Raw genomic sequence first — 18,627 nt, 5'->3', positions numbered from 1 at the left:
CAGTCGGTTGCCATCCCCCTTTTGAACCAGCCATACTTTTAACTCCCTGCTATTGTTTAGTTGATTATCTCAAAAACATAAGGTGTTTTAGGCGGCTTTCATAAGAGCCCTTTGAATCTTACCATTCATCAAACAAAATAATGAAGATCAGGCTAGCAATAAATACTCACTTAAATGCTATGTTAGCCTGAAGAGCATGGCTCCGAGAGCTTTTGATTATCTCCATCACTTAATAAATGATCAGAATCGGAGTGAGAATTATCTTTGTAAAAACGCTAGAAAAAATAGGGCCATGCCGAATGCCTTCATCTTCGATTTTTATTAACGCTTTTTTGACGAGATTGAAACATGTTTCATTTTGACAAATTAAAGACTCTCTTAATAAAGCCAGTAGTGCTATGAATGCGAGGGGAGAGGGATTTCTAACTAGGCTTTCGTAAAACGGCAGCTCTGTAATAAATTTCTTCCGCCAAAACAATGTTGACGCGTTAGCATTTTCGCGAACGATATATTTACGTATCTCGGGGGGTAGTGATTCAAAAACCTCTCTGATAAATTTCATCGTGATTTCTTTATCCACGTTGGCCAAGTCAAAACGTTCATCAGTCAGCCAATGGATGGTACCAGGGTATTTTTCTTCAACTATTTGAGCAATTCCTTTTCTACCGCCTTTCTTTTCCTTAATCGACGGCATTGTCTTGCCAAGACGGTATTTCTCCCAAAGTCTCGCACGATGTTTATTGAAGTTTTCCCTGACCAAAATGGACGGTGCGAATTCCTTTTCTAATTCATAAGCCGTTTTTCCACTGGCTTCCGCAACGGCATTAAACCATGTCTGTACCCTAAATTTTTTCAGTAATTTATCTGTTTTGGGCCTACCTACAGGCTTTTTTTCTGCTGATTTTGATTCGACCATTGCGAATTCCGAGTATACACAGAGGAATTTAAAGGGATTTTATGCTAATAGTGTCATATTTTACATGAATAACTTGCTACTAATGGCAAGTCTTGATTATTGAAAGTCCTAGGTTAGTTTGAAATGGAGACCCCCATTAAATGCAACCAATGCTGGGTGTCTCAAAAGGTCAGCAACCATCCGGTTGTTGTAAACAAGAGAGGAACTAGTTCAGAAGAGTTGATATAGCCAAGAATGTCTTTTGCGGACATGAAATGCAAAACGACCCAAGTACGGCAAATACTTGAGTCGCTTTTAAGAACATCTGCTTGTGTACCAGATGATTCTATTCTACGACACGTTAGCTGCTAGTCAAGAGCCTTAACGCGGGTAGTCTCGCATTTCTTCTGGAAAGGTGATTCCAGCAGGCAGTATTGCTGATGTCATCTTCAATTCGCTCACTAGATCGTCTCTAGATTTTTTCTAGGAGATTTTTATGAGTTATTTAATACCATCAGACTGCTCAGTCACGAGCATCGCTTTTGCCCCACCTGGGGAATTAAGCCGCAAGGTTGTGAAGCGGTCCAATGCCCGGGTGACCTTGAAGTACCCAAGTTGGAAAATGCAGACCAGTCTGCAGTGCGAATCTGAAAACGAGCGCAACTGCATGCTGTATCTGGACATGAGCCCTCATGTCATCAGCTTCAGACCACAGCCCTGCGAAATCCAGTATGTCATGAATGGGCAAGACCATGTCCACTATCCTGACTTCCATGTTGAGACCAATGGTGGTCAACACCTCATTGAGGTTAAAACCTTATCGGGTCTGGATCAGCATATTTGTGATCGCTCAGATCTGCTGACAAAGCTGTTGCCGAATCACGGATTCCAGTACCACGTAGTGATTGCTGAGTTGATTGATAACCCAGTGTTTTTGAGTAACGCCTGGTACATCAAGCGCAACGGCAAGATTCAAATGCCTATGTTGGCCCGTGAGCAACTTCGTCGGCTTTTTCAGAGCATGGGCGGTATTCCATGGCGCTCTCTGCAGAGTACTCCTGATAATCCATACCTCAATCAGTACATCTGCCAACTGATTATGGAGGGGTTGCTCCTCGTTGACCTTACAAAGCCCATCACCGCTGAAACATTGGTTGCCTGGGTGAATTATCAACATGCGGAAGGAGAAGGAACATGGGCGTCGCTTATTTCCAAAAAGGTGCAGTAATTTCGTTCAAAGGACGCGTGTCTACGCTCAAGCGTGAAGTAGGTGAAGCCCTATGGCAGCTTGAGGATTCACAGACCGGCTATCTTGAGACTTCTAAGTTGGATGAGATGTTATTGGCGCTTGAGTCCGGGGATCTGACTTTTATTTTGGAGCGTGACAAGTTTGTCAAAACACCCCCTGCGAAAGCACTGCTGATTGATACTACTGATGCAGGATTTGATCGGGCCAAGCTCAAACGTGGATGCGTGAAAGCAGTAGAGGGTCTACCCGCGACTAAGGCAATGTATCAAGCCGCCTTACAGGAGTTCTGGAATACCCACAGTTTGAAGCAGCCGATTCCCCACTGGATCACGGTGCGAAGATGGGTATTGAAGTTCCTGAAAGGGGCACGGGATATTCAAGCTCTTTTGGAACAGCATCAACGCAAAGGTAATCGTTGCAACCGCTATCCTGATGCAGTGATTGAAGTGGTTGAGCGTTTTATCGATAACGTTTACCTAACCACATCACGCCCAACCCAAACAAGGATTCTAGAGTTGGCCACAGCGGATATTCAGGAGCGCAATCAATGGGCGATGCAAAGTGGCAAGTTACCTCTGCCATCTGCGCGGCTGGTGAAGCGTTTAATTGATCAAATCCCGGCCTTTGACAGGGATGTTGCCCGTCGCGGGGCGACTGTCGCGCGCAGAATGTATCGCGGCAAGCTCAACCATATCGAGACCAATCAGCGGCTAGAGGTGGCTGAGATTGATCACACCCAACTGGATATCTTTGTGGTGGATGACGCTGGTATTCCACTGGGGCGTCCGTGGCTCACTGTCTGTATTGATAAGCATACCCGTTGCATCTTGGGTATTTATATCGGTTTCGAGTCGCCTAGTTATCTGTCTGTCGCCAGATGCTTGAAGCATGCGCTGAAACCTAAGCTTTCTCTGCAAACGGAATACCCGAGTATTAAAAATGCCTGGGAGGCGTTTGGTGTGATGAAAACACTGGTGGTGGATAACGGAATGGAGTTTCACAGCGATAGCTTTGAAAAGGCCTGCTATCAGTTTGATATCGAGATCAAATATACACCTCGTAAGTCTCCCTGGTACAAGGGCAGTGTTGAGCGTTTTATGAGAACGATCAACGATGGTATCAGTCATGGCAACCCTGGGACTACGTTCAGCAACATCTTTGAGAAAGAGGATTACGACCCAGAGAAACATGCCGTGATTCGTTATGAAAAGTTCAAGGAAATCGTTTTCAAGTGGATTGCTGACTATTACCACCAGAAGCCTCACGCAGGTCTCGAAAGGGTGAAGCCGGCGGATGCTTGGCGAAATGCTGACTCAGTCAGTAATACGCCAGTCGCCACCAATCTTGAAGTCATCGACATGTTGTTGGGCAGACGCGATGAGTGCTCTCTCACGCATAAGGGCATCCAGGTCAATAACCTGCTCTACAACTCGCAGGAAATGATCCTCTGGCGTAAGCAGTGTGGCGACAAATTGACGGTCGAAGTCTTGGTTGATGAGGGCAATCTTGGCCAAGTGCATATCAAGCATCCAGTGGATGGTAACTATGTCGCGGTGCCTGCGCTGAATCAGGCATACGCCCAAGGCTTATCGCTTTGGCAGCACAAGCTTTATCGCAAGTATGCCAAAAACAGAATCGGCCAGGATAACGAAAAAGGATGGATGCGTGCTTCTAAAGACATCCACGAAATGGTGATGTCGGAGGTCGGTTTTAAAAAGACCAGCGCAAGACTACGAGCCAAACGGGGTCGTCTGATTGAAGATCAAAAGCGTACCCAAGACATCGTCGAGCAGCATCGCGAAGCTGAGGCTGAGTTGATGCCGGATGCCATGATGGTGTCTTTATCCCTAAATGAAGTTGAAGGTTTTTCCGCAATCGTACAGGAGCGTCGTAAATGAATACACAAACTATGAACCAAACCAATATCCGTAATTGTATCGATAACTTATTGATACCAAGTTTCAATTTTCAGATGGCCTCAAAACGCCTTGAGCAGCACTTCAATAACTCTGTCACTGCGGTTGAACCGCTGGGAATTGCGGTGGTTGGTGAGTCTCGGAGCGGGAAGTCCAGAGTGATTGATAACTTGATGCTCAATCATAGTCAGGAGCGTACTGAAGAAGGATTGCGGGTGCCAATTCTCAAAGTCACCACGCCAGCTAAACCTACTGTCAAAGGATTCGTAGACGAGATGCTGTATGCCATTGGTGACCGCGTCAAGACTGGCCGGGAAACTGAAATCACGAAAACAGAACGGTTAAAGTTGCTACTTAAACAGGCTGGTACAACTTTGCTGGTGATTGAAGAGTTTCAGCATTTCTATGATCGTGGCTCACATAAGGTTCAGCATCACCTGTCTGATTTTCTGAAAAACCTGCTGGAGGAAACCAAGATTTTCCTGGTCGTTGTTGGTCTGCCAACTTCCATTAACGTGATTAACCAGAACGAGCAGTTGAGCGGTCGTATGCTGGGTTCTATCAAAATGCAGCGTTACAACTGGTCGAATCAGGACTCCCAGCATGAGTTCGTCAGAATTCTGAAAGGGTTCGAATCTGGGTTGGTTGATTTCAAACTGCCGGCGATCGGTAATGAGAATATCGCCTTCCGCTTTTTTTGCGCTTCGGGTGGCTTGATTGGGTATGTCGTCAAGATTCTCAAACAGGCGGTATGGGATGCCATTGAGGATGATAGAGCAGAAATCACCATGCGACACCTGGAGGAGGCTTTCAGTAAGGCCATATGGCTAGAGGGCGTCTCGGTTGCACATAACCCGTTTGCCTCATCATTCGATCCTACTCCCACCAAAGCGCTCATGGATCAGGTTGCAAGGATTGGTCTTTCGGCTGTTGATCTGGAGAGTTTACGCATGCGCGAGCTCAATACCAAAGGGGCATTATTGACACCGAAAGGAGGTTTGTACAATTGATGTTTGATAACGTTCAGCCATTAGTGGTCACACCTCAACCTGTGCCTTTTGAAAGCTATAAGGGCTATATTTTGAGAGTGGCTGAGGCTAACGGTTATCGTTCCATTCACGGCATGCTCCGGCATGCCGGAATGACTGAGAACGAAATCCGTTCGGCAACGCCTGACCCTGAAAAATTAAAGCGGTTGGTAGGCAGTGATCTGTCAGAGTTTGACTTCCTCTCTGAGAAAACCAAGCATAGTCGCTATCAGGTGCTTTCAGGACATCGTATCCCGAGTTTGTATCTGCGCTCTAAGCATACGAGAGTCTGTCCTTGTTGTATCGCTGAGAAGGGTTATATCTCCAGTTTTACTGAGCTCAAGTATGCTGTTGTCTGCCCTGAGCATAAGATTGAAACCATCGAACAATGTCCAAGCTGCGGTAAAGGGCTGGATGTCTTTCGACCAGGGCTCACCAAATGTCAGTGCGGCTATGATTTTAAGCATGCAAAGGCTCGCGAGGTAACAAATCATACGGTGATTGGTTTGATGCATATCCTCAAAGCCAAACTGGAAAATCAGGATTTGGATAACTCATTGCTTGAGCCCTTAGGATTTCCTGTCGAGGCGATTGCTAAGTTGTCGCTCAACACAGTGCTGAGTTTGTTATACCGGCTGGAGGGACGCTCAGCTGATGCGCAACCCAATGGTGACTTAATGGCTACAGTCACTTTGGCGGCCAGCATCTTTACGAACTGGCCTCGGGGTTTTCACCAATATCTGGAGGAAACGCAGGGACCACAGGCCGATATGGCAAGCACAGGGCTGCGTAAGCAGTTTCTGCCGATCTATGAAACCTTGTTTAAGAATGGGCTACCCAAGGATGAAGTGGCATTCATGTATCAGGCCTTTGTTGAGTTTGGCCAAAGCCAGTGGCGTAAAGCATTGATCCACCCTAAACTCCAACAAGGTGGCACATCAAATATCGTAGGGATTTATGGACTGGCACAGGCATTGAGCAAGCAGCCTGCCACATTACGAAAAATGGTGGCTGCAGGCTTGATCCCTGTACATACAGTCAATGCCAAAGGACAGGCACTGTTTGAGGTCACTGAGCAGTTAGTATTTGAGTTTGCCGCAGGCCAAAGCCTCACAATTAAAGAAGCTGCGGAGCGGTTGGATTTGCCAGTGGCCATTTTGAATGTGTATCGCCAAAAAGGGTATTACCAGGCACACTTCATGACCAACCCAATGAAGTTATTTCATGAGCGGGATGTTGAGCGGTTGAGAAGTGAGTTGGTGGACGGAGTGGAGTTTATATCCAATTCACCACAAGATATTCGGTACATCAGTTTAAAGCAGATTCTGCTCAAGAAGCTGGGACCGTCGGTGATCAAGGCGGCATTGATTGAAGCTATCAGAGTTCGCGAGATTGTGCCTGCTGGCATCGCAGGTGAGAAGCCAGGTGATTTACTCTTTCAGCGCTCACAAATTGATGAAGCCATTTCTAGGCTAGCACAAAAATTCTCTGGCATGATTTCATCGGAAGATGCCGGCGAGATTTTAGGGGTAGACGCCAAGGTGGTTAAAAGCCTGATCAAAGCTAGTGCGTTTGAGGCATGCTCTACAGATTACGGGATATATGTGATCGAAGAGTCTTTGGTTGGATTTAACCAATCTAGTATGCAAGAGTATTCTGTCAATCGAGCATGATTTGGCCAATAATTGAAGGAGCATCATGATGAAAAAGTTTCGAGAAAAAGTGGTCCCTGAAATATCTGGCTACGTTTGTGATCGTTGTGGCCGTGAAGCCGAAGCTCATGGAGGAGAGGCTGAGGAACTCCTCTCAATTGATCGAGTGGGCGGGTATTGCTCGATTTTTGGGGATGGCAATCGAATTTCAGTCGACATTTGCCAGCATTGCCTTAAAGACGTATTGGGGGAGTGGTTACGCATTGTACCGCTGAGGTTTTCATGACTATTGAATCTAATCCTGCACAAAATCTGGCAAAGATTCGATCTTTGGCTATTGATACCTTTGGTTCCGAGTCAGCGGCAGAGTCTTGGCTCAATCAATATCATGCTTTGTTAGGAGCCGCTCCTATCGTTGTGGCAGAATCGCCCTCTGGATTTGTTGAGGTTCAGAAAATGCTAAGTGCGATCAGTTATGGTGGAGCGGTTTAAACTCAGTTGTTTGATATGATGCCTTGATGAAGATACATCCTGAAGCGTTTTATGCCGTTTTAGCAGCCCTTCTTTTCGGCTTGGCAACACCTATAGCAAAGCTATTAATCACTGATGTTTCACCGCAAATGCTTGCAGGCTTATTGTATGCAGGCAGTGGTCTTGGTCTGTTTGCCTTCTATGGCATCACTCGAATTTTACAAAATAAATCCCAAAGACACCATCCTATACAAACATCGGACTTGCCCTGGCTCGCGGGTGCAACTGTGTTTGGAGGTGTGATAGGGCCAGTATTACTTATGCAGGGATTGCTATCTACGCCTGCTTCTATAGCATCGTTATAACTCAATCTGGAAAGCGTAATAACTGCATTACTCGCCTGGTACGTTTTCAAAGAGCATTTTGATCGGCGAATACTCCTTGGAATGATCTGCATTGTACTGGGTAGCCTTCTGCTTTCATGGCCAAACGAGTTGAATGTAACGTTCCCTTGGGGAGCGCTGGCTATAGCAGGCGCGTGCCTATGTTGGGGAATTGATAACAACCTCACCCGGAAAATATCAGCCAATGATGCGCTACAAATTGCTTGTATAAAAGGGTTGGTAGCTGGTTTTGTAAACCTAGGAATTGCACTTAGCCTCGGTTACAAATTACCGGCTTTATCAGTGGGCTTAAGTGCAGCGAGTATCGGCTTATTAGGTTACGGGGTAAGCCTAGTATTGTTTGTCATTTCTTTGCGCCATATTGGCACAGCCAGAACCGGCGCATATTTTTCTATAGCACCCTTTGCTGGCGTGATCTGCTCTTTTGTGCTGCTACACGAGCAGCCTAATACTATGTTTTGGATCGCAACAGGCTTAATGATGATAGGTGTTTGGCTGCATTTAAGTGAGCATCATGTTCACCTTCATCATCATGAGGAACTGCAACATCAACATCGTCACATACATGACGAGCATCACAACCATGAACATGCCTTCGATTGGGACGGAAGTGAGCCTCACACTCACTCCCATCAACATGTGCCATTAAATCATAGCCACCCGCATTTCCCTGATCTACATCATCAACACAAGCATTAATACTTGCTCAGTGCTTCATCAAGTCATCCGGAATGTTCTCTGACTACTTGTGCAACCTGACTGGTCACAACCGTACTGTACTAATTTGAAAATTCACATCAGTAGTTTCCAAATCATCCCTAATACACCACTGGTGATAATGACCGGTATCACGCCTATCTTGAACCTGAAAATGGCTATAGAAGCCACGATAGTCAATAAAACAGATGGCCAGTCAACTGCGCCCTCAAAGCCAGTTGGCCAAAAGACATGATAAGCAAAGAACAATGCCAGATTTAGAATCACCCCTACCACCGCAGCGGTAATAGCACTCAGTGGCGCGGTAAACTTCAAGTTGCCGTGTGTCGTCTCAATAAATGGAGCGCCCATAAAAATAAAAATAAAGCTGGGTAAAAACGTAAAGAAAGTGACAACAGATGCCGCAGCAAATGCAGACGCAAAAATGGCATCAACGCCTAGAGCATGCGTCATCCAACCACCAACGAATCCAACGAAAGTGACCACCATAATAAGCGGGCCTGGGGTGGTTTCCCCTAAAGCCAGACCGTCAATCATTTGTGTTGGGCTTAACCATTGGTAATGTTCGACGGCGCCCTGAAATACATACGGTAATACCGCATAAGCGCCACCAAAAGTCATGAGGGCCGCTTTAGTAAAGAACCAACCCATTTGAGTGAGTGTTGCCTCCCACCCATACAAACCCACTAAGACCAGCATTGCCGCGAACCATATCGCCAAGCCTATACCCGCCATTCGCCACAACTTATTCCAACTGAAAAGTGCATGTGAAGGAGTTGGGGTATCGTCGTCTATCAATGCCTTGCCGTAATTTTTATCGGCTGCTCCATGACCTCCGCCAACTTTAAAAAACTGAGGCGTTTTGCGTCCACCGAAATGACCAATAATACCGGCTGCAAGAATAATCAAAGGAAAAGGCAGTTTTAGTAAAAAGATAGCTATGAAGGCTAATGCAGCGATAGACCACAATACTTTGTTTTTGAGCGTTCGGGAGCCTATTCGGTAAGCTGCAAACAAAACAATTGCCACGACAGCAGGCTTGATGCCATACAGAACGCCAGCGACAGCAGGCACGCTCCCATAGGCCATATATACCCAAGCAAGTCCTACCAAGATGAAAAATGAGGGGAGCACAAACAATACTCCAGCAACAAGCCCTCCCCAAGTACGGTGCATCAACCAGCCAATATAGGTGGCAAGTTGCTGTGCTTCGGGACCAGGTAGCAACATGCAATAGTTGAGCGCATGCAAAAAGCGCTTTTCTGATATCCAGCGTTTTTTCTCTACCAGGTCGTGGTGCATGATGGCAATTTGACCTGCCGGTCCACCGAAGCTAATGAAGCCTAGCTTTAACCAATAAAGAAATGCCTCTTTAACAGAGATTGGGGATATTTGAGATGAAGAGTTTTTATTCGTTTCGTCCATAAGTTCTCATTTCGTGGGGATTCCCCCCAAGATTTGAGCAGACCTTGGACGGAAATCGTCTTGAAACGGGGAGGCTGCTGAATCCCCATATAAAAATTATACAACCGACTTAATTAATTCAGAACAAGAATTACTATTTACTGGCTGATATTAGGTAATAAATCGACCTTAGGAGAATTCGGTAAATGAATTGCAGTTTATGTGTGATGTGTCCAGCAGTAGTGCAATTTATGGCGATATTTTGCTGCAATATCTACTGATTGAGCGAAGATTAATTATTTGATTTTAAAAGTTGAATGGTTGCGTCTTATGTAGGAGGGCACACCTTTTTATTTGTAGTTTATTTAAAGGCTTTTGTATGCAGGCAGAAGTTTTAAGAAGAGATATTCAGTGTTTATACCATTTCACTAAAATTGAAAGTCTTCCGTCTATCATGACGAACGGAATCTTACCGAGGGGGCACCTAGATAATTTAGGGTTACCTTATCAGTTTAATGATGATATAAGATTGGATGGACATCTTGGTGCAAGCAGCTTGTCAATTGAACATCCAAATTACAAGATGTTTTGGAGGCTGCGAATGCTAAGTACAACCCAACAATGGATTGTGCTAGGTGTGCAGAGAAATATTTTGTGGGAAAAAGAATGTGCTTTCTGTCATGAAAATGCAGCAAGTGCTCAGGTAGCTAATATACCAATTGCACAAAGAAAAACCCTGCAAGCGTTTAATAACATGTTCGCTGAAGCTCCGAATAAACCTACTCGCGCAGCTCTTCGTCTTCCAGATAAGTTTCCGACAAATCCGATGCTCAAAGTCCTACTTCAAAGTTTGAAATAGGATTGCAATTCCTGTCTTTTGAATCGAGCAGCCAATTGGCTACCTGGCTTGTTGCGCTTTCCAAATTTGCGTGTTATCAGCCCAGAAGATTTGTTAAAGGAGCGGTTGAAATGAGTGCTTTAACCTTACGTTTACCCGATGACAAACATCAGCGGTTGCGTGCTTTAGCAAAATCACGCGGTACCACAGTTAATCGCCTGGTGGATGAAATGACAACTCTAATGCTGGCGGAGTTTGATGCTGAAACGCACTTTAGGTTAAGGGCGATGCGTGGTGCTGACAATGTTGAGCGTGGGTTAGCGTTGTTAGACAACGTTGCCACTTAATCAATGTTGACCAAGGATAGTTGAGGAGCAGGTCTTGCTCAATGCCCCCGAATTCAGCCGCGATTTTATGCAGCAGGTTTTTGTATATGCCTGCCTAAAAATCTTAAGACAGAATAACCCACGATGCCAGCAATGATGGAGGCTGCCAGCACGCCGGTTTTTGCCATGAGTAAATATTCCGGACTACCTTTAAAGGCTAACTCAGCAATAAAGATGGACATGGTGAATCCGATCCCGCCAAGAATGGAGACGGCCATAATTTGCGAAAACGTAGTGCCAGTAGGCAGTTGCCCCAGTTTGAGTTTAATCGCGATCCAGCAGGCACCGGAAATGCCTACCAGCTTGCCGAGCGCCAAGCCGAGGAATACGCCCAGAAACACCGGGTGAGAGAATGTGGCGCCAAACGTAGATGCATCGATGGTGATGCCTGCGTTAATGATGGCAAACAAGGGGATGATGAGAAACGCGACCGGCAAGTGCCACACATGCTCTAAACGCTGCAAAGGGGTTTGTACCTTGTTTGCGTTTTGTTCTACTTCTTCAGCCAGCATGTAGAGGCGATCATTGGTCATGACGGTGTCATGGTCAGTGCGGCTCTCGTTAAATCGAGTCACCAGATCTTGAATGTTTGCGGCAAATCTATCGAGGTTGTATCTGGACCTGGCCGGGACTGTAAATGCCCCTAATACCCCAGCCAATGTGGCATGGACGCCAGATTGAAATAAGGCGTACCAGAGGAAAACCGCGACAATAAAATAGGGGCTGACTTTGCGCACACCAGAGAAATTCAAGGTGATCAAGATGAGCACCAGGCTGGCCGCAATGAGTAACCATGAAATTGAGAGATGTTGCGTGTAGAAAAAAGCGATGACTAATACCGCACCCAGGTCATCTGCAATGGCAAGCGCGACTAAAAAGGTGATGAGGGTTTTGGGCACCCGGAAGGCCAGCAATGCCAGCACGCCGACCGCAAACGCAATATCGGTCGCCATGGGAATGCCCCAGCCCGGCACGGCATCGGTGCCATGATTAAAGGCAAGGAACGTCAACGCTGGCATGACCATGCCGCCGATGGCAGCAATGATGGGTAAGGCGGCTTGTTTAATATCTGAAAGTTCGCCAACCAGAAACTCCCGCTTTAACTCCAGGCCGACGACAAAAAAGAAGATTGCCATCAAGCCATCATTGACGAAATGATGCAGGCTCATTTGCATTTGCCACTCGCCGAACATGACGCCAACAGGTGTGTGCAATAAATGCTCGTAAACCTCTGCCAGATTGCTGTTGGCGATGATCAGTGCAAAGACTGCCGCCAGCATTAACAGGATGCCACTGGTGGTTTGTTGATGAACAAAATGTTCAAACGGGGTAATGACTTTGGTGAAGATTCTTTCCCACGGGGCGTAAATCACCCCATCTTTTTCAATACCCGCTGCTTTTTTGCTGATAGACATGCGTTACAACCTAACTTTGATTTTTGCCTGATGCGTTTAAACGGTAGACATCACTGGAACTGGAGACACCGAATAATATATTGGCACTCATTTTATTACGATACTGCAGAATACATAAGCCTTTTGCGGTCAGTGAAGGCTTGCTTCTGGTAACCAACGCAATATTTAACAGCCTTGTAAATGTTGGCTGTTACATTGTGCGGCCAATTGTTTGGCAGTGGCTTTTTGTTCTTCGCTCATTTGCGCAGCAAGATAATTGAGCATTTTGGTGTGGCGGTTCACAAAGCGCTTGTCTTCGTTTTGCGTGGCTAGCAATAGCCACATGGCTGCTTTGACCGTGTTTTGCTCAACCCCGGCCCCTTGCTGGTAGAGGTCAGCCAGATAACCTTGGGCTTCACTATTGTTATTGCTGGCGGCCTGGCTTATCCATTTCACCGCGGCGGGCATGTCTTGTGCGATCACATCGCCACGCAAATACAGCATGCCTAAGTTGAGTTGCGACTTCACATGCCCTTGCTTGGCTGCCTGCTCATAATAAGTCACGGCTTGCGGGTAGCTGATGCTTTGAGTCTGGCGCTGAAACACCAGTGAGGCCAGCAGGTACTGCGCTTCTTTGTAACCCAGATCTGCTGACTTGGTGTACCACTTGACCGCTTCATCCATGTTTTTGGTCACGCCATCGCCATCTTGATACATCAGGCCCAGGTTGTAGCAGGCTTTGGCATCGTTCTGGTTCGCCAGGGCCAAATATATGGCGTGGGCGGCGGCATAGTCTTTTTCTGCGAGCTTTTGTCTGGCTTCTTCCAGCGTGTTTGCTTGCGCCACGATGCCTGTGAACAATGCAAATAACAACAGCCCAGCTAACATCATTTTCCCTGTTTGCATCATGCGTTTTCCTTAAAGGTGAATGCTGCGTTTGTTATGCATGGCGAGTTAAAGCGGTTTTTAATCGCGCCAGTGCTTCTAGTACGTTGGCTTTGGTGGTGCCTATGTTCATGCGCATAAAGCCTTCGCCGCCATGACCAAACATGGGGCCAGGGGAAAGGCCGAGCTGAGCTTCATCAATAAAAAAGCGTTTTAAAGCGGCGTCATCCAGCTTGAGTGCGCGGCAATCTAGCCAGAGCAGATAAGTGGCTTGCGGCGCGATGACTTTAATACTGGGCAGCTCGGCTTGAATATACGCCACGGCTGCATCGCGTGTGGCTTGCAGATAAGGCATCAGCTCATTTAGCCAGTTGCCGCCGCCGCGATAGGCCGCTTCAAAGGCGGCCATATTGAGGGGGTTGGTGACTGAGATGCCCAGGATGTTGAGATGGCGTTGAATGGCTTGTCTATGGGCGGTGTTAGGCACAATCAAGGCAGAGAGCCCCAGCCCCGGGATATTAAAGGTTTTGCTGGGCGAGACGGCGGTAATCACTCGGTGCGACTGCGCAGTTTGCTCTGCGGTTTCGGCCTGCATCGCCAGGCGGCTCAACGGCTGGTGTTGTGCATCGGCATAGACTAAATCGGCATGGATTTCGTCGGAGAGCACAATCAGGTCGTGCTGGTTAGCGATGCTTAACATGGCTTCCAATTCTGCCGTTTGCCACACACGACCTACCGGATTATGCGGTGAGCATAGTAAAAGCAGCCGGGCCTGTTCGGCGCATACGGCCAGGTGGTCCATGTCTATCTGGTAGTGCGGCTGGCCTGCGCCATCCATCAGACGTAACGGGTTTTCAATTAAACGCCGTTGCTGCCCGGTGACCGCCGAAAAAAACGGGAAATACACCGGCGGTTGCACAATTACGCCATCGTCTGGCTGAGTGAGCGCTGCAACGACCATATTCAGTGAAGGCACCACGCCGGGCGTGAGCACAATCCACTCGCGTGGCACTTGCCAATGATGCTTGGTCGCTAGCCAATCCATCAGTGCTTGATAGAGGCTGTCTGGCGCCAGGGAATACCCTAGCACCGGATGTGCGACCCGGGCTTGCAGCGCCTGGATCACCGCTTCAGGCACGGCAAAATCCATATCGGCCACCCACATCGGCATGACCTCGGTGGTGCCGAAGGTCTGCTGACGGCCATCGTATTTTAATGCGCCGCTGCCTTCACGCGCGATGGCTTGGTCAAAGCGGCTGGTCAACGCACGCGCTCCCATAGCGTCACTTCTGACAGCGTATGCTGGAATTTGTGGCGGGTTTCGCGGATCACAAACGGAATCTCTACCGGAGCTTGCATGAGTGTCAAGTGCGGGCTTAACAGGGCTTTTAAACCATCCAGCGTGGTCACATTTTCACCATCCTGCTTGTAGCCGCCTATCCATTCTTCGCGTGGGGTGTGCTCCTCCAGCCAGGTGTAAGGTGAGGTGATCATGAGCACGCCGCCCATATTCAGGCGTTCATGAATGCTGCTTAAGAACTGGCGCGGGCTATACAGCCGGTCAATTAAATTCGCAGCCAGAATAAAGTCATAGCCCGTGAATTGGGCTTTGAGGTTGCAGGCATCGCCCTGCCAGAACTCTACTTTATCGACTACCTGGTCTAAGCCCAGGGCGCTCAGGGTGCGTTCCTGGTAGCTGACTAACTCACCTTCGTCCGCCAGGGTGTAACGCAACACGCCTTGCTCGGCCGCCTGCAGTGCCAGTCCAATAAAGCGGGCAGAAAAATCGATGCCAGTGACGTGTTCAAACGCTTTTGCCAGCTCAAACGTGGCGCGCCCGGTGGCACAGCCTAAATCGAGCGCTTTGCGTCTGGGCTTGGCTTGTAAATGCTCTAAGGCATAATCGCTCAAGGCTTTGGGAAAGTTAGGTACGCCAAAATAGCTGTCGCCATAATGAAATTCAGCATACTCAGACAGTTGTTTGTCCGATTCGTAATACGCGGCTTTATTTTCTACGGGGGTGTCAGTCACAATATAGCGGAATCCTGCATGTTGAAAAAAGTGGCGACGAAACGCATAGCGCGAGTGTTTAATCGCCTCGTTACCGGTCGAAATCCACGAACCGCCTTTGATGAGGTTATGGCGGCCATCGTAGGTCGGTGTCGTAAAGTCATCGTACAAGGGATGCACTTTAAACCCATCAAACGGGAAAATCGGCGTTTCTGTCCATTGCCAGACATTGCCTACCACATCATAGAGATCACCATGCGCAAACTGATTGACCGGGCAGGATGACGCGCCATGGTCTAAAAACAGGTTGGCGTGATGACCATTGGCGATCTTCTCATCTGACAAGCCTCCATGCTCATACAGACTATACCACTCATGCTCGGTGGGCAGGCGCACAGGTTTGCCGGTTTGCGCAGACAGCCAGTTGCAAAACGCCTTGGCCTCATGGTAATTCACTTCTACCGGCCAGCTCCAGGGCATGTCGACTTCTTCGGTCATCAAACGCAGTTTCCAGCCGCTACCGTGTTTGATCCAGAAGGTGGGGTGTTCAGCTTGTGCGTATTGCCGCCAGGCCAGGCCTTCCTCTTGCCAGTAGACATCATTCTGGTAGCCACCTGCTTCTACAAACTTCAAAAACTCGGCATTGGAGGTGAGGTATTTTGCCGCCTCAAACGCCTGACAGTGCATGTGAAAGTGACCGTACTCGTTATCCCAGCCGTAATACTCGACAGACTTATTCAGCACAATCTCACGCGCCGGGATAGTCACCAAGGTATTTTCAGGCGCGGCAGCCGTCAAGTCAGCAGTATGCGTCCAGGCGGGGGAGGGTTGCACATATTTTAAGGCGTGTTGGCGGATCAGCACCGAGCTGGTTTCCAGGTGGATGCGCTCATGCTCTATGCCCATGAGAATCGGCCACCAGGGGCTCTCCCAGTCGATCGCTTTATCCAACGGCAGGCGATTGATCAAGTCATCCACCACTTCACGCACACCGGCCCGGTAAGCTTTGACCTCGGCAGGTGTCGGCCACTGGTAGTGGGCCTCGTTGACATCGTCCCAGCTCATTTCATCGACGCCGACAGCAAACATGGACTCAAACCTGGGATTCACGCGTTCTGTGATGAGCCCGGCCAGAATCAGCTTATTGATAAAAAAGGTATGGGTATGGCCGAAGTAAAAAATCAGCGGATGCCGGAGTGGAATCGGTTTGATGTAATACGCCTCGTCACTGGTGAGTACCTCAAACAATGATTCATAAATATCTGATGTTTCATGAAAATAAGCCAGTATCTGCTCGCGTGTCAGCGGTGTTTGTGGATGGTTTAATAAGGGGCTTCGGTGAGGGTGCTTGCTCATATTATTAATCGTTGTGTGTATGTTTTTACTCTTATAGGTGTCTATGCATGCTGGAAGTCAGGTCTGTGCTGCGGCCAATAAAACAATCACCTGCCAGCTTGCGCTTGTTTATTGAATAAAAATGAAGTGATTGGTTCAATTGAGCATGAGAAATGAGTTTGCTTGGTAGAGATCTCTTTAAGTATCTTCAACTATCCAGCGCTTGTAGAACAGCATTTGAAGACATTAACAGCCGCGATTTCGGCTGCTAATGTCAATAAAAACTCGGCAGAATACATGCTTATAATCGTTATTAGCATGCACTCATAGCTTAAGCATTAAAAAGAAAAATCCCACTGTGCCCACATCCTGTTTTCGGCATCTTTTTGCAACCTGACCGGATCCTCTACACTCAGGCGGCTAAATTGCAGACTCAGTTTGTTGAAGTGGCCTTCTAAAAAGTAATTGATCACAGCACTGAATTCAGTCTGTTTGTCATTGTCACGGCTGGTGTCCATATCCACCACTGCATAACGGCCTGCAAATTCGATGCCGGTCGGGATGAAGTCCAGAAAAGCGTGCGGGAAGTATCCTGCCTGCACAAACCCGCCCAGTAACTTGGTGCGTGCATCGTTATTTAATGTGTCTTTGATCTCTTTGGCATGCAACTCATGTAACAATGAAAACCCTTTCCATTTAAAATGGACTTCTTCCATCATCTGCTGTATTTCATATTGCCCATTTTGGGCGCCTGCCGCGCCGGAGGTGGCAGGATCTCTATAACGCGCCCCACCTGCAGCGTTTAAATCCGTCAGTCTTCTGCAACTGCGGCTATCGGTTTCAAAGGCAGTACATTTACTACGGTTAGTGTTTGCCGCGATCGAGATATTCAATGCCGGGTGTTCATGATATTCCACATCGGACTGGCTGAACCTCATTTCCCCTCCCAGTGCGTTCCATTGCAAACGACCTGAATACATCATGTTGCCATCGTCGTTGTTTCGTTCGCCCACTCCCAGGCCGGTAAATACACCCGCATAATAAGTGAAGTCGTACCACTGACCAGGAAAAAGGTTACCCTTCACCTCTATGCCCTGCTGGCGATCAACCGTGAAGATGTCGTTGACGATGGAACGGTTCACAAATTGCTGGCTGCCTGAGGAAGTGACACGCTCATTGTTATAGCTCACTTTGCCTCGCCCCACCCGCACCTGCGCCCATTTGTACTTATCATAGGTTAAATTGGCATCACGTAATACAGGTTGCGACCAGTCATATTGCAGATAATATTTGAGCCAGGGGGAATAAGCGTGACCATTGAGTTTGGTGCGTGCGCGACGAATCATGAAAGAGCTTTCATCTCTCTGTACGTCAGCGAGGGTGCGGGGGTCACTGTCAAACGGTTCTGCATAGCGCGCCTGCAGCCGGTTTTGAATCGCCAGCGAAAACTTGTCGTTGTCGGTTCTGAATTCGAAACCATTTTTGCCATAACTGGTGGTAGCGGGGGTGTTTGCTTTGTTTTTGGGTGGCGCAGTTCTATTTTTTGCCATTTCTTCTTCTGTGAGAATATTCTGCACAGAAGCCACCGCTTGGTTTTCTGTCAAGGCGTTATTGCTAGGGTGTTTTTCTTTTAATTGCAGCTCTTTTTCGATTTCAGCTTTTAAGCTGGCCCGTAATTTTTCAATCTCTTCTTTTTTTTCAAACGTTCCTAATCTGGTCCGGTTATGACCGGGGGCGGCATAAATTTGCTGTGTGTCATTATCTACATATAAATCCAGCGCGTTCGCTGAAGGGTTGAAAAATGCAGCGAATATTAAATAGCACGTTAAACGTGGGAGGTTGTTCATGTCGTCACCGGTCATGTTGAAGTGTTAAATGAAAGTTTAAAATGTCATATTTCTGTCACAATTATTATGTCATTTAACAATTAAACCGTGAAAACTTATCGCACAGTTTCGTCGGCTTGCCGATGCACTCCTGACAGAGATGTCATGACTTTTAGTAACACAAACCAAGCCTAATCATTTTGCTGCTTTACTTTGT

General features: G+C 47.5%; 17 protein-coding genes. 10 read left to right on the top strand and 7 right to left on the bottom strand.

The annotated features are described in order from the left end of the window. Window positions 1-229 precede the first annotated feature (229 nt). Entirely contained in the window at window positions 230-916 is a 687-nt protein-coding gene (locus tag F463_RS0109515) for a hypothetical protein (protein ID WP_018986852.1), read from the bottom strand. A gap of 475 nt (window positions 917-1,391) precedes the next feature. Here F463_RS0109515 and F463_RS0109510 point away from each other — a divergent pair, with 475 nt between their 5' ends. The 8 genes from F463_RS0109510 (at window position 1,392) to F463_RS15265 (ending at window position 8,314) form a co-directional block, all read left to right on the top strand. Next, entirely contained in the window at window positions 1,392-2,123 is a 732-nt protein-coding gene (locus F463_RS0109510; protein ID WP_018986851.1) for a TnsA endonuclease N-terminal domain-containing protein, read from the top strand. Beyond that, window positions 2,090-4,042 (top strand): Mu transposase C-terminal domain-containing protein, encoded by a 1,953-nt coding sequence (locus F463_RS14270; RefSeq protein ID WP_018986850.1) that lies wholly within the window; start codon window positions 2,090-2,092, stop codon window positions 4,040-4,042. Before F463_RS0109510 ends, F463_RS14270 begins: the two co-directional genes overlap by 34 nt. Then, window positions 4,039-5,070 (top strand): TniB family NTP-binding protein, encoded by a 1,032-nt coding sequence (locus F463_RS14265; RefSeq protein WP_018986849.1) that lies wholly within the window; start codon window positions 4,039-4,041, stop codon window positions 5,068-5,070. The genes F463_RS14270 and F463_RS14265 overlap by 4 nt, the downstream gene beginning before the upstream one ends. Beyond that, a complete protein-coding gene (locus F463_RS0109495) occupies window positions 5,070-6,761 on the top strand; it encodes a TniQ family protein (RefSeq protein ID WP_018986848.1) in 1,692 nt (563 codons plus the stop codon). Before F463_RS14265 ends, F463_RS0109495 begins: the two co-directional genes overlap by 1 nt. A gap of 25 nt (window positions 6,762-6,786) precedes the next feature. Continuing rightward, the gene (locus F463_RS0109490; RefSeq protein ID WP_211209196.1) at window positions 6,787-7,026 is read left to right on the top strand and encodes a hypothetical protein; all 240 of its coding nucleotides are present in this window, start codon (window positions 6,787-6,789) and stop codon (window positions 7,024-7,026) included. Beyond that, on the top strand, window positions 7,023-7,232 hold the full coding sequence (locus tag F463_RS0109485) for an MbcA/ParS/Xre antitoxin family protein (protein ID WP_018986846.1): 210 nt from the start codon (window positions 7,023-7,025) through the stop codon (window positions 7,230-7,232). The genes F463_RS0109490 and F463_RS0109485 overlap by 4 nt, the downstream gene beginning before the upstream one ends. Window positions 7,233-7,258: 26 nt before the next feature. Next, a complete protein-coding gene (locus tag F463_RS15270; RefSeq protein WP_018986845.1) occupies window positions 7,259-7,576 on the top strand; it encodes a DMT family transporter in 318 nt (105 codons plus the stop codon). Window positions 7,577-7,705: 129 nt separating this feature from the next. Beyond that, on the top strand, window positions 7,706-8,314 hold the full coding sequence (locus tag F463_RS15265; protein ID WP_281163730.1) for a DMT family transporter: 609 nt from the start codon (window positions 7,706-7,708) through the stop codon (window positions 8,312-8,314). A gap of 93 nt (window positions 8,315-8,407) precedes the next feature. Here the strand turns inward: F463_RS15265 and chrA are convergent, their stop codons facing one another. Beyond that, window positions 8,408-9,757 (bottom strand): chromate efflux transporter, encoded by a 1,350-nt coding sequence (gene chrA, locus F463_RS0109470; RefSeq protein WP_018986843.1) that lies wholly within the window; start codon window positions 9,755-9,757, stop codon window positions 8,408-8,410. A gap of 358 nt (window positions 9,758-10,115) precedes the next feature. Between chrA and F463_RS14255 the strand changes: the two genes are divergently transcribed. Both F463_RS14255 and F463_RS0109460 read left to right on the top strand, forming a co-directional pair. Continuing rightward, complete coding sequence (locus F463_RS14255) at window positions 10,116-10,595, top strand: DarT ssDNA thymidine ADP-ribosyltransferase family protein (protein ID WP_018986842.1); 480 nt, start codon at window positions 10,116-10,118, stop codon at window positions 10,593-10,595. 110 nt (window positions 10,596-10,705) lie between these two features. Then, complete coding sequence (locus tag F463_RS0109460) at window positions 10,706-10,921, top strand: hypothetical protein (protein WP_018986841.1); 216 nt, start codon at window positions 10,706-10,708, stop codon at window positions 10,919-10,921. A gap of 65 nt (window positions 10,922-10,986) precedes the next feature. Here F463_RS0109460 and nhaA read toward each other — a convergent pair whose 3' ends face one another. From nhaA to F463_RS0109435, 5 genes are all read right to left on the bottom strand, one after another. Continuing rightward, entirely contained in the window at window positions 10,987-12,375 is a 1,389-nt protein-coding gene (gene nhaA / locus F463_RS0109455; RefSeq protein ID WP_018986840.1) for a Na+/H+ antiporter NhaA, read from the bottom strand. A gap of 165 nt (window positions 12,376-12,540) precedes the next feature. Further along, on the bottom strand, window positions 12,541-13,263 hold the full coding sequence (locus F463_RS0109450; RefSeq protein ID WP_018986839.1) for a tetratricopeptide repeat protein: 723 nt from the start codon (window positions 13,261-13,263) through the stop codon (window positions 12,541-12,543). A 31-nt stretch (window positions 13,264-13,294) separates the two neighbouring features. After that, window positions 13,295-14,518 (bottom strand): MalY/PatB family protein, encoded by a 1,224-nt coding sequence (locus F463_RS0109445; protein ID WP_018986838.1) that lies wholly within the window; start codon window positions 14,516-14,518, stop codon window positions 13,295-13,297. Continuing rightward, window positions 14,500-16,605, bottom strand: coding sequence for a 5-histidylcysteine sulfoxide synthase (gene ovoA, locus F463_RS0109440; RefSeq protein WP_018986837.1), 2,106 nt, complete (start codon window positions 16,603-16,605; stop codon window positions 14,500-14,502). Before ovoA ends, F463_RS0109445 begins: the two co-directional genes overlap by 19 nt. A gap of 317 nt (window positions 16,606-16,922) precedes the next feature. Beyond that, window positions 16,923-18,431 carry a porin gene (locus tag F463_RS0109435; protein WP_154650041.1) on the bottom strand — a complete coding sequence of 503 codons (1,509 nt, stop codon included), beginning with the start codon at window positions 18,429-18,431 and terminating at the stop codon, window positions 16,923-16,925. Between the last annotated feature and the right edge of the window lie 196 nt (window positions 18,432-18,627).

It is taken from the genome of Methylophilus methylotrophus DSM 46235 = ATCC 53528 (genome assembly GCF_000378225.1).
GTDB lineage: Bacteria > Pseudomonadota > Gammaproteobacteria > Burkholderiales > Methylophilaceae > Methylophilus > Methylophilus methylotrophus.
The sequence above is the reverse complement of the archived record's forward strand: the minus strand, read 5'-3'. Positions and strand labels throughout refer to the sequence as shown.